Raw genomic sequence first — 15409 nt, forward strand, 5'->3', positions numbered from 1 at the left:
CTTCCCCTTAACCGCGAGCCTTGGCTGCCGGACGTACAACCAGGTTGCCGCCAGTAGCGCCAGGTACAGCGCCCTTGACCAACAACAGATTGCGTTCAGCGTCCACGCGCACTACTTCCAGGGACTGCACGGTCACGCGCTCAGCGCCCATATGACCGGACATTTTTTTGCCCTTGAATACACGACCAGGAGTCTGGCACTGGCCGATAGAGCCTGGGACGCGGTGGGATACGGAGTTACCGTGGGTGTTATCTTGCCCGCGGAAGTTCCAACGCTTGATCGTACCCTGGAAGCCTTTACCTTTGGACTGACCGGTTACATCAACCAGTTGACCAGCAGCGAAGATTTCAGCATTGATCAGATCGCCGGCCTGGTACTCGCCTTCTTCAAGACGGAATTCCATTACGGTACGACCAGCGGCAACGTTCGCCTTGGCGAAGTGGCCAGCTTGAGCAGCTGTAACACGGGAAGCACGACGCTCGCCGACAGTGACTTGCACTGCACGATAGCCATCGGTTTCTTCAGTTTTGAACTGGGTGACGCGATTCGGCTCGATCTCAATGACCGTGACCGGAATGGAGACACCTTCTTCGGTGAAAATACGGGTCATACCCGCTTTACGACCGACTACACCAATAGTCATGTTGTAAACCTCATGAGTGTACGGGGCTTTCACCCGCTATGGCCGCCCATTTCAGAGCGTTACACGACCAAGACCGAGTCTTAGCCGAGGCTGATCTGCACTTCCACACCGGCCGCAAGATCAAGCTTCATAAGTGCATCAACGGTTTTATCCGTTGGCTGAACGATGTCCAGAACGCGCTTATGAGTGCGGATTTCGTACTGGTCACGCGCGTCTTTGTTGACGTGCGGGGAAACCAGAACGGTGAACCGCTCTTTACGGGTAGGCAGTGGAATTGGACCACGCACTTGAGCACCAGTACGTTTCGCGGTTTCCACGATTTCCTGGGTTGATTGGTCGATCAGGCGATGGTCAAAAGCCTTCAACCTGATACGGATTTGCTGATTTTGCATTGGATTTCAGACTCCGGCTGCTATTCCCACCGGGCGCAATACGCCCGTTAAAAGGAGGCGCAATTCTATAGACGCCCCAGATAGGTGTCAACCCAATAAAAAAGCCCCCGCTAAGCGGGGGCTTTTTCAACTCATCAGAGCTGACTCAATAAAGAGATCACTCGATGATTTTAGCTACGACGCCAGCACCAACGGTACGGCCGCCTTCACGGATTGCGAAACGCAGACCGTCTTCCATCGCGATGGTTTTGATCAGGGTAACAGTCATCTGAATGTTGTCACCTGGCATTACCATTTCAACGCCTTCTGGCAGCTCGCAGTTACCAGTCACGTCAGTAGTACGGAAGTAGAACTGTGGACGGTAGCCTTTGAAGAACGGAGTGTGACGACCGCCTTCTTCCTTGCTCAGAACGTAAACTTCTGCGGTGAACTTGGTGTGCGGCTTAACCGAACCCGGCTTAACCAGAACCTGACCACGCTCAACGTCGTCACGCTTGGTACCACGCAGCAGAACGCCGCAGTTCTCGCCAGCACGACCTTCGTCCAGCAGCTTGCGGAACATCTCAACACCGGTGCAGGTGGTGGTGGTGGTGTCACGCAGACCAACGATTTCCAGGGCGTCCTGAACGCGAACGATACCGCGCTCGATACGGCCAGTTACAACAGTACCGCGACCCGAGATCGAGAACACGTCTTCGATTGGCATCAGGAACGGCTTGTCGATAGCACGCTCTGGCTCTGGGATGTAGCTGTCCAGAGTTTCCACCAGCTTCTTAACAGCGGTGGTGCCCATTTCGTTGTCGTCTTTGCCTTCCAGCGCCATACGAGCAGAACCGATGATGATCGGAGTGTCGTCGCCTGGGAAGTCATAGGTGGACAGCAGGTCGCGAACTTCCATCTCAACCAGTTCCAGCAGCTCAGCGTCGTCTACCAGGTCAGCCTTGTTCAGGAAAACCACGATGTACGGAACGCCTACCTGACGGGACAGCAGGATGTGCTCACGGGTTTGTGGCATCGGACCATCAGCGGCCGAGCAAACCAGGATCGCGCCGTCCATCTGCGCAGCACCAGTGATCATGTTCTTCACGTAGTCAGCGTGACCTGGGCAGTCAACGTGAGCGTAGTGACGAATGTTCGAGTTGTACTCAACGTGCGCGGTGTTGATGGTGATACCGCGAGCTTTTTCTTCTGGTGCGCTGTCGATCTTGTCGAATTCAACTACGGCCGAACCGAAAACTTCGGAGCAGACGCGAGTCAGAGCAGCGGTCAGAGTGGTTTTACCGTGGTCAACGTGGCCGATGGTGCCAACGTTTACGTGCGGTAGGGAACGATCAAATTTTTCTTTAGCCACGACAATTAACTCCTAGCCTAAAGGGGCTGAATCAGCCTTGTTTTTTGGTAACGGATTCGACGATGTGCGACGGAGCCGTATCGTATTTTTTGAATTCCATAGAGTAGCTTGCGCGACCCTGGGACATGGAACGAACGTCGGTCGCATAACCGAACATCTCACCCAGTGGAACCTCGGCACGGATAACCTTGCCGGACACTGTGTCTTCCATACCCTGGATCATGCCGCGACGACGGTTAAGGTCGCCCATCACATCACCCATATAGTCTTCAGGCGTAACAACCTCTACCGCCATGATCGGCTCGAGCAACTCACCACCGCCCTTCTGGGCCAGTTGCTTGGTCGCCATGGAAGCAGCCACTTTAAACGCCATCTCGTTGGAGTCGACGTCGTGGTAAGAACCATCGAACACGGTAGCCTTCAGGCCGATCAGCGGATAGCCGGCAACAACGCCGTTCTTCATCTGCTCTTCGATACCCTTCTGGATAGCCGGGATGTATTCCTTAGGAACCACACCACCCACTACTTCGTTCAGGAATTGCAGACCTTCCTGACCTTCGTCAGCAGGAGCAAAGCGAATCCAGCAGTGACCGAACTGGCCACGACCGCCGGACTGACGAACGAACTTGCCTTCGATTTCGCAGTTCTTCGTGATGCGCTCACGGTACGAAACCTGCGGCTTGCCGATGTTGGCTTCGACGTTGAACTCACGGCGCATCCGGTCAACCAGGATGTCCAGGTGCAGTTCGCCCATGCCGGAGATGATCGTTTGACCAGTCTCTTCATCAGTTTTAACGCGGAAAGACGGGTCTTCCTGAGCAAGCTTGCCCAGAGCGATACCCATTTTTTCCTGGTCATCCTTGGTCTTAGGCTCTACGGCAACCGAAATAACCGGCTCCGGGAAGTCCATGCGAACCAGGATGATTGGCTTGTCAGCGTTGCAGAGGGTTTCACCAGTGGTGACGTCCTTCATGCCGATCAGGGCCGCGATGTCGCCAGCGCGCACTTCCTTGATCTCTTCACGGGCGTTTGCGTGCATTTGCACCATACGACCCACGCGCTCTTTCTTGCCTTTAACCGAGTTGATCACGCCGTCGCCGGAGTTCAACACGCCCGAGTAAACACGGACGAAGGTCAAGGTACCCACGAACGGGTCGGTAGCGATCTTGAACGCCAGGGCCGCGAACGGCTCGTCGTCGCTTGCATGACGCTCCATCTCTTCTTCCTCGTTATCAGGGTTGGAACCCTTGATAGCAGGAATGTCGGTCGGAGCAGGCAGGAAGTCGATAACGGCGTCGAGAACCAGGGGAACGCCCTTGTTCTTGAACGAAGAACCGCAAACAGCCAGAACGATTTCGCCGGCGATAGTACGTGCACGCAAAGCAGCCTTGATCTCTTCGATCGACAGCTCTTCACCTTCCAGGTACTTGTTCATCAGGTCTTCGTTGGCTTCAGCGGCGGCTTCAACCATGTTGTTGCGCCATTCTTCAGCCAGCTCGAGCATGTCCGCAGGGATTTCCTTGCGAACTGGAACCATACCCTTGTCAGAGTCATTCCAGTAGACAGCTTGCATGTTGATCAGGTCGATCTGGCCCTGGAAGTTGTCTTCCGAACCGATAGCCAGCTGGATCGGCACCGGAGTGTGACCCAGACGCTGCTTGATCTGACCGATCACGCGCAGGAAGTTGGCACCAGCACGGTCCATCTTGTTTACGTAAACAAGACGTGGAACGCCGTATTTGTTGGCCTGACGCCATACGGTTTCCGACTGAGGCTCAACACCCGAAGTACCGCAGAACACAACGACAGCGCCGTCGAGTACGCGCAGGGAACGCTCTACTTCAATGGTGAAGTCTACGTGGCCCGGGGTATCGATTACGTTGAAACGATGCTCGTGTGGGTACTGCTTCTCGGAACCTTTCCAGAAGGCGGTAATGGCAGCAGAAGTAATGGTAATACCACGCTCCTGCTCCTGAACCATCCAGTCTGTGGTCGCGGCGCCGTCATGCACCTCGCCCATTTTGTGACTTTTGCCAGTGTAAAAAAGGACGCGCTCGGTGGTGGTGGTTTTACCAGCATCCACGTGAGCGACGATACCGATGTTACGGTAGCGACTAATCGGAGTAGTACGAGCCATAAAGCCCTCGCAAAATTAGTGAAGCTAAAATTAGAAGCGGTAGTGCGAGAAAGCTTTGTTAGCTTCGGCCATACGGTGCACGTCTTCACGCTTCTTAACAGCAGCACCTTTACCTTCAGCAGCATCCAGCAGCTCGCCAGCCAAGCGCAGAGCCATAGACTTCTCGCCGCGCTTGCGGGCGAAGTCTACCAACCAGCGCATTGCCAGAGCGTTACGACGGGACGGACGAACCTCGACCGGAACCTGGTAAGTAGCACCACCAACGCGGCGCGACTTCACTTCGACCAGCGGAGCGATGGCGTCGAGTGCTTTTTCGAAGAGTTCCAGGGGATCGGTGCCGGTCTTGCGAGCCGCAACGGTTTCCAGGGCACCATAAACGATACGCTCGGCAACGGCTTTCTTGCCGCTTTCCATAACGTGGTTCATGAATTTGGCGAGGATTTGGCTTCCGTATTTCGGATCGTCCAGAATCTCACGCTTTGCTGCTACGCGACGTCTTGGCATTGATAAGCCCTCAAACGGTCTTCAGGTTAGCTCGGGACAGATCCAGTGGATGCGCGCCCGACCTTACTCTTATCGACTCAATAAAATGAAAATCTGCAAAACGGCCGATTACTTCGGACGCTTGGTACCGTACTTCGAACGACCCTGGTTACGGCCTTTAACGCCGGAAGTATCCAAGGAGCCGCGAACGGTGTGGTAACGAACACCTGGCAAGTCTTTTACACGACCGCCGCGGATCAGTACCACGCTGTGCTCTTGCAGGTTGTGGCCTTCACCACCGATGTACGAGGAAACCTCGAAACCGTTGGTCAGACGCACACGGCATACTTTACGCAGTGCCGAGTTAGGTTTTTTCGGCGTAGTGGTGTACACACGGGTGCACACGCCACGACGTTGCGGGCAGTTCTGCAGCGCAGGCACGTCGGATTTCTCGACGATACGCTTACGCGGCTGACGTACCAGCTGGTTGATAGTTGCCATCTACTAGCTCCACTGTTGTCTTGCGACGCTATTGTCTTGCAAGAAAAGCAAAATGGCAGGAACGAATTCCCGCCAAATTTAGGGGATCAAGAGTCTAAAGAGGATCTTGTCCCCAGTCAAGGCAAGGCCCCGACCTCCCCGCTCGTCGAACCTCGACAAATTGTCTCGATTCGATGAACGGCTTGATCAGGGCCTCAGCTCATTTTTCGCAGAACTCAGTTACCGCTCGAGTTCAGCGCTTCGGTCAGTGCTGCTTCCACTTCACTGGCGCTCACGCGCAACGGCTTGTCTGCATCACGACGACGCTTGCGCTCGCTGTGATAAGCCAGACCGGTACCGGCCGGGATCAGACGACCCACGACCACGTTTTCTTTCAGGCCGCGCAGGTAATCGCGCTTGCCGGTTACGGCCGCTTCGGTCAGTACGCGGGTGGTTTCCTGGAAGGAAGCCGCCGAGATGAACGATTCGGTCGACAACGACGCCTTGGTGATACCCAGCAGAACGCGGGTGAACTTGGAGACAAACTTGTCTTCCGCATTCAGACGCTCGTTCTCTACCAGAACGTGAGTCAGTTCCATCTGGTCGCCCTTGATGAAGCTGGAGTCGCCGGACTCGGAGATCTCAACTTTACGCAGCATCTGACGCAGGATGGTCTCGATGTGCTTGTCGTTGATCTTCACGCCTTGCAGGCGGTAAACGTCCTGGATCTCGTTGACGATGTACTTGGCCAACGCGCTTACACCCAGCAGACGCAGGATGTCATGCGGATCGCTCGGACCGTCGGAGATAACTTCGCCGCGGTTTACCTGTTCGCCTTCGAACACGTTCAGGTGACGCCACTTCGGAATCAGCTCTTCGTACGGATCGCTACCGTCGTTCGGGGTAATGACCAGACGGCGCTTGCCCTTGGTCTCTTTACCGAACGCGATGGTGCCGCTGACTTCAGCCAGAATCGACGCCTCTTTCGGACGACGGGCTTCGAACAGGTCGGCAACACGCGGCAGACCACCGGTGATGTCACGGGTTTTCGAAGTTTCTTGCGGGATACGAGCGATAACATCACCGATCGCAATCTTCGCACCGTCCGCAACACCGACCAGGGCGTTGGCTGGCAGGAAGTACTGAGCGATAACGTCAGTGCCTGGCAGCAACAGATCCTTGCCGTTGTCATCAACCATCTTCACCGCAGGACGGATGTCCTTGCCGGCAGCCGGACGGTCTTTGGCATCGAGTACTTCAATGTTGGTCATACCGGTCAGTTCGTCAGTCTGACGCTTGATCGTGATGCCTTCTTCCATGCCCACGTAGGTCACGGTACCTTTCATTTCGGTAACGATCGGGTGAGTGTGCGGATCCCACTTGGCCACGATTGCGCCAGCGTCGACCTTGTCACCTTCTTTAACCGAAATCACGGCACCGTACGGCAGCTTGTAACGCTCGCGCTCACGACCGAAGTCGTCAGCGATTGCCAGCTCACCGGAACGAGACACAGCAACCAGGTTGCCATCCAAACGCTCAACGTGTTTCAGGTTGTGCAGACGGACGGTACCGCCATTCTTCACCTGAACGCTGTCGGCTGCGGAAGTACGGCTTGCCGCACCACCGATGTGGAACGTACGCATCGTCAACTGGGTACCCGGCTCACCGATGGACTGGGCAGCGATAACGCCGACCGCTTCACCGATGTTCACCTGGTGACCACGAGCCAGGTCACGGCCGTAGCACTTGGCGCAAATGCCATAGCGGGTTTCGCAGCTGATCGGCGAACGCACGATTACTTCGTCGATGCTGTTCAGCTCGATGAACTCAACCCACTTCTCGTCTACCAGAGTGCCTGCAGGAACGATAACGTCCTCGGTACCCGGCTTGAATACGTCACGGGCGATGACACGACCCAATACGCGCTCACCCAACGGTTCTACAACGTCACCGCCTTCAATGTGCGGAGTCATCAGCAGACCGTGTTCGGTGCCGCAATCGATCTCGGTCACGACCAGATCCTGCGCCACGTCTACCAGACGACGAGTCAGGTAACCGGAGTTCGCAGTTTTCAACGCGGTATCCGCCAGACCTTTACGAGCACCGTGAGTCGAGATGAAGTACTGGAGTACGCTCAGACCTTCACGGAAGTTCGCAGTAATCGGTGTTTCAATGATGGAACCGTCCGGCTTGGCCATCAGACCACGCATACCGGCCAGCTGACGAATCTGTGCTGCGGAACCCCGCGCACCCGAGTCGGCCATCATGTACATCGAGTTGAACGATTCTTGCTCGACTTCGTCGCCGTGACGGTCGATGACTTTCTCTTTCGAGAGGTTGGCCATCATCGCCTTGGAGACTTCATCGTTCGCTTTCGACCAAAGGTCGATCACTTTGTTGTACTTCTCGCCCTGGGTTACCAGGCCGGAGGCGTACTGGCTCTCGATTTCTTTCACTTCGTCGGTGGCAGCACCGATGATGCGGGCTTTTTCGTCCGGGATAACGAAGTCGTTAACACCGATGGAAACGCCGGAGATGGTCGAGTAGGCAAAACCGGTGTACATCAACTGGTCAGCGAAGATCACGGTCTCTTTCAGACCAACCACGCGGTAGCACTGGTTGATCAGCTTGGAGATCGCCTTTTTCTTCATCGGCAGGTTGACGACGTCGAACGACAGACCTTTTGGCACAACCTGGAACAGCAGCGCACGGCCGACAGTGGTGTCGACGATACGGGTGTTGTTCACGCTGTTGCCGTCACGATCGTTCACGGTTTCGTTGATACGAACCTTGATCTTGGCGTGCAGTGCGGCTTCGCCGGCACGGAACACACGGTCAACTTCCTGCAGATCCGCGAACACACGACCTTCGCCCTTGGCGTTGATCGCTTCACGAGTCATGTAGTAGAGACCCAATACAACGTCCTGCGACGGAACGATGATTGGCTCACCGTTGGCTGGCGACAGAATGTTGTTGGTCGACATCATCAACGCACGCGCTTCGAGCTGGGCTTCCAGCGTCAGCGGTACGTGCACGGCCATTTGGTCGCCGTCGAAGTCGGCGTTGTACGCGGCGCAGACCAGAGGGTGCAGCTGGATAGCCTTACCTTCGATCAGTACCGGTTCAAACGCCTGGATACCCAGACGGTGAAGGGTCGGTGCACGGTTGAGAAGAACCGGGTGTTCGCGAATCACTTCCGCGAGAACGTCCCAAACCTCTGGCAGTTCGCGCTCGACCATTTTCTTGGCCGCTTTGATGGTGGTCGCCAGACCACGCATTTCCAGCTTGCCGAAAATGAACGGCTTGAACAGCTCGAGAGCCATCTTCTTCGGCAGACCGCACTGGTGCAGACGCAGGGTCGGACCAACGGTAATTACCGAACGACCGGAGTAGTCAACACGCTTACCGAGCAAGTTCTGACGGAAACGACCTTGCTTACCCTTGATCATGTCAGCCAGGGATTTCAGAGGACGCTTGTTCGAACCGGTGATAGCGCGGCCACGACGACCGTTGTCGAGCAGTGCATCGACAGCTTCCTGCAACATACGCTTTTCGTTGCGCACGATGATGTCCGGAGCGGACAGATCCAGCAGGCGCTTCAAACGGTTGTTACGGTTGATCACTCGACGATACAAGTCGTTGAGGTCGGAAGTCGCGAAACGACCGCCATCCAGCGGGACCAGTGGACGCAGATCTGGCGGCAGAACCGGCAGAACGGTCAGCACCATCCACTCTGGCAGGTTGCCGGAACCCTGGAAGGCTTCCATCAACTTCAGACGCTTGGACAGCTTCTTGATCTTGGTTTCGGAGTTGGTTTGCGGAATCTCTTCACGCAGACGGCCAATCTCGTGTTCCAGGTCGATAGCGTGCAGCAGTTCACGGACAGCTTCAGCACCCATGCGGGCGTCGAAATCGTCACCGAACTCTTCCAGCGCTTCGAAGTACTGCTCGTCGTTCAGCAACTGACCTTTTTCAAGAGTGGTCATGCCCGGATCGATAACGACATAGCTCTCGAAGTAGAGAACGCGTTCGATATCACGCAGGGTCATATCCATCAGCAGGCCGATACGGGACGGCAGCGATTTCAGGAACCAGATGTGGGCAACCGGCGAAGCCAGTTCGATGTGCGCCATACGCTCACGACGAACCTTGGCCAGTGCAACTTCAACGCCGCACTTCTCGCAGATCACACCACGGTGCTTCAAGCGCTTGTACTTACCGCACAGGCACTCGTAATCCTTTACCGGGCCAAAGATCTTGGCGCAGAACAGACCGTCACGCTCAGGTTTGAACGTACGGTAGTTGATGGTTTCCGGCTTTTTAACTTCACCGAACGACCACGAGCGGATCATCTCAGGCGAGGCCAATCCGATACGGATGGCGTCGAACTCTTCGACTTGACCCTGGTTTTTCAGCAAATTCAGTAGGTCTTTCAAGGCCTTTCCTCCTGGCGGAGCAGAGAGCGGGCAATCCTGCCCCGCTCTCGATCGCGTCACGTGTTATTCGGTTTCCAGATCGATATCGATGCCGAGGGAACGAATTTCCTTGATCAACACGTTGAAGGACTCGGGCATGCCCGGCTCCATACGGTGATCGCCGTCCACGATGTTTTTGTACATCTTGGTCCGGCCGTTCACATCGTCCGACTTCACTGTGAGCATTTCTTGCAGAGTGTAAGCAGCACCGTATGCTTCCAGTGCCCAGACCTCCATCTCCCCGAAACGCTGACCACCGAACTGCGCCTTACCACCCAGCGGCTGCTGGGTAACCAGGCTGTACGAACCGGTAGAACGCGCATGCATCTTGTCGTCTACCAAGTGGTTCAGCTTCAGCATGTACATGTAGCCAACGGTAACTGGACGCTCGAACTTGTTGCCGGTACGGCCGTCGGTCAGCTGCATCTGGCCGCTTTCTGGCAGGTCTGCCAGTTTCAGCATGGCCTTGATTTCGCTTTCCTTGGCACCGTCGAACACTGGAGTGGCCATTGGAACACCGCCACGCAGGTTCTTCGCCAGATCCAGGATTTCCTGATCGGAGAAGCTGTCCAGATCTTCGTTACGACCGCCGATCTGGTTGTAGATCTCGTCCAGGAAAGTACGCAGTTCAGCGACTTTACGCTGCTCTTCGACCATCCGGTTGATCTTCTCGCCCAGACCTTTGGCCGCGAGGCCGAGGTGGGTTTCAAGGATCTGACCAACGTTCATACGCGAAGGTACGCCCAGTGGATTGAGGACGACGTCGACCGGTGTGCCATTGGCATCGTGCGGCATGTCTTCAACCGGCATGATCACGGAGACCACACCTTTGTTACCGTGACGACCGGCCATCTTGTCGCCCGGCTGGATGCGACGACGGATTGCCAGGTAAACCTTGACGATTTTCAGCACACCTGGAGCCAGGTCATCGCCCTGCTGCAGTTTGCGCTTCTTGTCTTCGAACTTGTCGTCCAGCAGACGGCGACGATCAACGATGTAGGCCTGTGCCTTCTCGAGCTGCTCGTTCAGAGCATCTTCAGCCATGCGCAGTTTGAACCACTGACCATGCTCAAGACCGTCGAGTACTTCGTCGGTGATGTCCTGACCTTTCTTCAGGCCCGCGCCACCCTCAGCCTTGTGGCCTACCAGAGCGGAACGCAGACGCTCGAAGGTCGCGCCTTCAACGATGCGGAACTCTTCGTTCAGATCCTTGCGGATCTCGTCCAGCTGGGACTTCTCGATCGACAGGGCACGAGCATCACGCTCAACGCCGTCACGAGTGAAGACCTGTACGTCGATGACAGTACCTTTGGTGCCGGTGGGCACACGCAGGGAAGTGTCTTTAACGTCGCTGGCTTTCTCACCGAAGATTGCGCGCAGCAGTTTTTCTTCCGGAGTGAGTTGGGTCTCGCCTTTCGGAGTGACCTTACCTACCAGGATGTCGCCTGCGCCGACTTCAGCACCTACGTAAACGATACCGGCTTCGTCCAGCTTGTTCAGTGCAGCTTCACCCACGTTAGGGATGTCCGCAGTGATTTCCTCTGGGCCAAGCTTGGTGTCACGAGCCACACAGGTCAGTTCCTGAATGTGGATCGTGGTGAAACGGTCTTCCTGAACCACACGCTCGGACAGGCAGATGGAGTCTTCGAAGTTGAAGCCGTTCCATGCCATGAACGCGATGCGCATGTTCTGACCCAGCGCCAGTTCACCCATGTCGGTGGACGGGCCGTCGGCCATGATGTCGCCACGCTGAACACGATCACCCTTGCTCACCAGCGGACGCTGGTTGATGCAGGTGTTCTGGTTCGAGCGGGTGTATTTGGTCAGGTTGTAGATGTCGACACCAGCTTCGCCGGTTTCAACTTCGTCATCGGCAACGCGAACCACGATACGGCTGGCATCAACGGAGTCGATCACGCCGCCACGACGAGCCACGACGCAAACGCCGGAGTCGCGAGCCACGTTACGCTCCATGCCGGTACCGACCAGCGGCTTGTCAGCGCGCAGGGTTGGCACAGCCTGACGCTGCATGTTCGAACCCATCAACGCACGGTTGGCGTCGTCGTGCTCGAGGAACGGAATCAGCGACGCTGCAACCGAAACTACCTGCTTCGGCGAAACGTCCATCAAGGTGACGTCTTCCGGCGCCTTGACGGTGAATTCGTTCAGGTGACGTACGGCAACCAGTTCGTCGATCAGTACTTTCTGCTCGTTCATGGTCGCCGAAGCCTGCGCGATCACGTGATCGGCTTCTTCAATGGCGGACAGGAACACGATGTCGTCGGTGACCACACCCTCTTTCACCACGCGGTACGGGCTCTCGAGGAAGCCGTACTGGTTGGTGCGAGCGTAAGCAGCCAGCGAGTTGATCAGACCGATGTTCGGACCTTCAGGCGTTTCAATCGGGCAGACACGACCGTAGTGAGTCGGGTGTACGTCACGGACTTCGAAGCCCGCGCGCTCACGAGTCAGACCGCCAGGGCCGAGTGCAGAGACACGACGCTTGTGGGTGATCTCGGACAGCGGGTTGTTCTGGTCCATGAACTGCGACAGCTGGCTGGAACCGAAGAACTCTTTCACCGCCGCAGCCACTGGCTTGGCGTTGATCAGGTCTTGCGGCATCAGGCCTTCGCTTTCAGCCATCGACAGACGCTCTTTGACCGCACGCTCAACACGTACCAGGCCAACGCGGAACTGGTTCTCGGCCATTTCGCCTACGCAGCGAACACGACGGTTACCCAGGTGGTCGATGTCGTCGACGATGCCTTTACCGTTACGGATGTCGACCAGAGTCTTCAGTACCGCGACGATGTCTTCCTTGCACAGCACGCCCGAACCTTCGATCTCGGTACGACCGATACGACGGTTGAACTTCATCCGGCCGACCGCAGACAGGTCATAGCGCTCAGGGCTGAAGAACAGGTTGTTGAACAGGGTCTCGGCAGCGTCTTTGGTTGGCGGCTCGCCTGGACGCATCATGCGATAGATCTCGACCAGCGCTTCCAATTGGTTGCTGGTGGAGTCGATCTTCAGAGTGTCGGAGACGAACGGACCGCAGTCGATGTCGTTGGTGTACAGAGTTTCGATGCGTACGACGCCGGCCTTGGCGATTTTCGCCAGGATCTCGGTCGACAGCTCGGTATTGCACTCTGCCAGGATCTCACCGGTAGCCGGGTGCACGATCGCCTTGGCGGTGGTACGACCCAGAACGTAATCCAGAGGCACGTCCAGCTCTTTGATCCCGGCTTTTTCCAGCTGGTTGATGTGGCGGGCAGTAATACGACGGCCCTGCTCAACAATCACCTTGCCTTTGTCGTCCTGGATGTCGAGAACAGCAACTTCACCACGCAGGCGCTGAGGCACCAGCTCCAGGCTCAGGCCTTCGCCTTTCACGTGGAATACGTTGGTGGTGTAGAACGCGTCCAGCACTTCCTCGGTGGTATAACCGAGCGCACGCAGCAGTACCGAGGCTGGCAGCTTGCGACGACGGTCGATACGCACGAATACGCAGTCTTTCGGGTCGAACTCGAAGTCCAGCCACGAACCGCGGTAAGGAATGATGCGCGCGGAGTACAGCAGTTTGCCGGAGCTGTGCGTCTTGCCACGGTCGTGGTCGAAGAACACGCCCGGGGAACGGTGCAGCTGGGAAACGATAACACGCTCGGTACCGTTGATTACAAAGGTACCGTTCTCAGTCATCAATGGGATTTCACCCATGTAGACTTCTTGCTCTTTGATGTCCTTGATCGCTTTGTTCGACGATTCTTTGTCGAAAATGATCAGGCGCACTTTTACCCGCAAAGGTACGGCGAAAGTTACACCGCGCAATACGCATTCTTTGACATCAAATGCCGGTTCGCCCAGGCGATAACCGACGTACTCCAGCGCAGCATTGCCGGAGTAGCTGATGATCGGGAAAACGGATTTGAAGGCCGCATGCAGGCCCACGTCGCGGAACTGATCTTTAGTCGCTCCCGCTTGCAAGAATTCACGATACGAATCCAGCTGGATGGCCAGGAGGTAAGGCACATCCATGACGTCCGGCAACTTGCTAAAGTCCTTGCGGATACGTTTTTTCTCAGTATATGAGTAAGCCATCAGCGTTCCCCAGCTTGGTCACCTGCTTGTTTGGCCCCTCCCGACGGGAGCAGCCAGAAAATCGTGCAAACCCCATGGTTTGCGCCACCGCATCGGGTGGTTACAGCTCGTTATCGACACCGACCCAGTCGGCTGCCAATAACGGAAAAAGGCCGGTGGCAAGAGCCACCAGCCATCAGCCTGTCGCTTGACGCTCGGGCTGGAGGAGCAAAGTCGATGCTTACTTCAGCTCGACTTTAGCGCCTGCTTCTTCCAGCTTCTTCTTAGCGTCTTCAGCAGCTTCTTTCGAAACGCCTTCAGCTACAACCTGAGGAGCGCCGTCGACTTTCTCTTTGGCTTCTTTCAGGCCCAGACCAGTCAGTTCACGAACTGCCTTGATCACGTTTACTTTCTTCTCGCCGGCTTCAACCAGAACAACGTTGAACTCGGTTTGCTCTTCAACAACAGCGGCAGCAGCAGCTGGACCAGCAGCAGCAACAGCAGCGGTCACGCCGAAGGTTTCTTCCATTGCTTTGATCAGCTCAACAACTTCCAGAACGGTTTTCTGGCCGATTGCTTCGATGATTTGTTCGTTAGTCAGAGACATGACTCAATTCCTGATTTGGTGGACAGCCTGTACGGCCGTCGAAATAAACAAAAATACGCGAGAGTGGAAACGCTCAGCCTCAGGCTGCAGCTGCTTCTTTCTGATCGCGAATTGCCGCCAGAGTACGAGCCAGCTTGCTGGTAGCGCCTTGAATCACGCTCATCAGTTTCGCAATAGCTTCGTCGCGAGTTGGCAGGCTTGCCAGCACGTCGATCTCATTCGCTGCGAGGAACTTGCCCTCGAACGAAGCTGCCTTGATCTCGAACTTGTCCTGACCCTTGGCAAATTCCTTGAACAGACGAGCAGCAGCGCCCGGGTGTTCGTTGGAGAATGCAATCAGGGTCGGGCCGGTGAACACGTCGTTGAGGACACTGTAAGGAGTGTCAGCAACAGCGCGCTTGAGCAGGGTGTTACGTACAACACGTACGTAAACGCCAGCTTCACGAGCCTCTTTACGGAGTCCGGTCATTGCGCCTACTGTTACGCCACGGGCATCAACCACGACAGCGGACAGAGCGACTTTGGCAGCCTCGTTGACTTCAGCGACGATGGCCTTCTTGTCTTCGAGATTAATTGCCACGGGTTTAACTCCTGCTTGTTACCGTTTCATTCGATCGAAACCGAATGTCGTTTTGGTGTCTGATTCGGTAAGGAACCGGGAGCACCATCTGCGTAGGCTTGAGGTTTAAGACTTGCGTCGCCTACGGTCTTGGATAGCCCCCGCCAGGCAGGGACCCCAATCTTTCAATTGGCGCAGTCAACTG

Annotated in this window: 10 protein-coding genes; all 10 read right to left on the bottom strand. The window is 56.0% G+C overall.

The features are described 5' to 3' along the window. Window positions 1-7 precede the first annotated feature (7 nt). Complete coding sequence (gene rplC, locus ACEN93_RS13695; protein ID WP_007955641.1) at window positions 8-643, bottom strand: 50S ribosomal protein L3; 636 nt, start codon at window positions 641-643, stop codon at window positions 8-10. An 80-nt stretch (window positions 644-723) separates the two neighbouring features. Then, window positions 724-1035 (bottom strand): 30S ribosomal protein S10, encoded by a 312-nt coding sequence (gene rpsJ / locus ACEN93_RS13700; RefSeq protein WP_003186070.1) that lies wholly within the window; start codon window positions 1033-1035, stop codon window positions 724-726. Window positions 1036-1192: 157 nt separating this feature from the next. Further along, window positions 1193-2386, bottom strand: a complete 1194-nt coding sequence (gene tuf / locus ACEN93_RS13705) for an elongation factor Tu (RefSeq protein WP_010220303.1) — start codon at window positions 2384-2386, stop codon at window positions 1193-1195. A 31-nt stretch (window positions 2387-2417) separates the two neighbouring features. After that, a complete protein-coding gene (fusA, locus tag ACEN93_RS13710; RefSeq protein WP_039772423.1) occupies window positions 2418-4523 on the bottom strand; it encodes an elongation factor G in 2106 nt (701 codons plus the stop codon). A 30-nt stretch (window positions 4524-4553) separates the two neighbouring features. Continuing rightward, window positions 4554-5027, bottom strand: a complete 474-nt coding sequence (rpsG, locus tag ACEN93_RS13715; protein ID WP_007957592.1) for a 30S ribosomal protein S7 — start codon at window positions 5025-5027, stop codon at window positions 4554-4556. 108 nt (window positions 5028-5135) lie between these two features. Beyond that, window positions 5136-5507 carry a 30S ribosomal protein S12 gene (gene rpsL / locus ACEN93_RS13720; protein ID WP_003186084.1) on the bottom strand — a complete coding sequence of 124 codons (372 nt, stop codon included), beginning with the start codon at window positions 5505-5507 and terminating at the stop codon, window positions 5136-5138. Between the two features lie 215 nt (window positions 5508-5722). After that, window positions 5723-9922: a DNA-directed RNA polymerase subunit beta' gene (gene rpoC / locus ACEN93_RS13725; protein ID WP_103385522.1), complete on the bottom strand. Its 4200-nt coding sequence runs from the start codon at window positions 9920-9922 to the stop codon at window positions 5723-5725. A gap of 63 nt (window positions 9923-9985) precedes the next feature. Then, window positions 9986-14059 carry a DNA-directed RNA polymerase subunit beta gene (gene rpoB / locus ACEN93_RS13730; protein ID WP_039772428.1) on the bottom strand — a complete coding sequence of 1358 codons (4074 nt, stop codon included), beginning with the start codon at window positions 14057-14059 and terminating at the stop codon, window positions 9986-9988. A 220-nt stretch (window positions 14060-14279) separates the two neighbouring features. Further along, window positions 14280-14645, bottom strand: a complete 366-nt coding sequence (gene rplL / locus ACEN93_RS13735; protein ID WP_007957596.1) for a 50S ribosomal protein L7/L12 — start codon at window positions 14643-14645, stop codon at window positions 14280-14282. 79 nt (window positions 14646-14724) lie between these two features. Further along, window positions 14725-15225: a 50S ribosomal protein L10 gene (gene rplJ, locus ACEN93_RS13740; RefSeq protein ID WP_007957597.1), complete on the bottom strand. Its 501-nt coding sequence runs from the start codon at window positions 15223-15225 to the stop codon at window positions 14725-14727. Window positions 15226-15409 lie beyond the last annotated feature (184 nt).

This window comes from Pseudomonas sp. Pseusp21, from assembly GCF_059492145.1.

Bases quoted from the DNA above. Each gene is read 5' to 3' on its own strand.
- rpsL (WP_003186084.1), bottom strand. From the start codon at position 5,507: ATGGCAACTATCAACCAGCTGGTACGTCAGCCGCGTAAGCGTATCGTC.
- fusA (WP_039772423.1), bottom strand. From the start codon at position 4,523: ATGGCTCGTACTACTCCGATTAGTCGCTACCGTAACATCGGTATCGTC.
- rpsG (WP_007957592.1), bottom strand. From the start codon at position 5,027: ATGCCAAGACGTCGCGTAGCAGCAAAGCGTGAGATTCTGGACGATCCG.
- rpoB (WP_039772428.1), bottom strand. From the start codon at position 14,059: ATGGCTTACTCATATACTGAGAAAAAACGTATCCGCAAGGACTTTAGC.
- rpsJ (WP_003186070.1), bottom strand. From the start codon at position 1,035: ATGCAAAATCAGCAAATCCGTATCAGGTTGAAGGCTTTTGACCATCGC.
- rplC (WP_007955641.1), bottom strand. From the start codon at position 643: ATGACTATTGGTGTAGTCGGTCGTAAAGCGGGTATGACCCGTATTTTC.
- rplL (WP_007957596.1), bottom strand. From the start codon at position 14,645: ATGTCTCTGACTAACGAACAAATCATCGAAGCAATCGGCCAGAAAACC.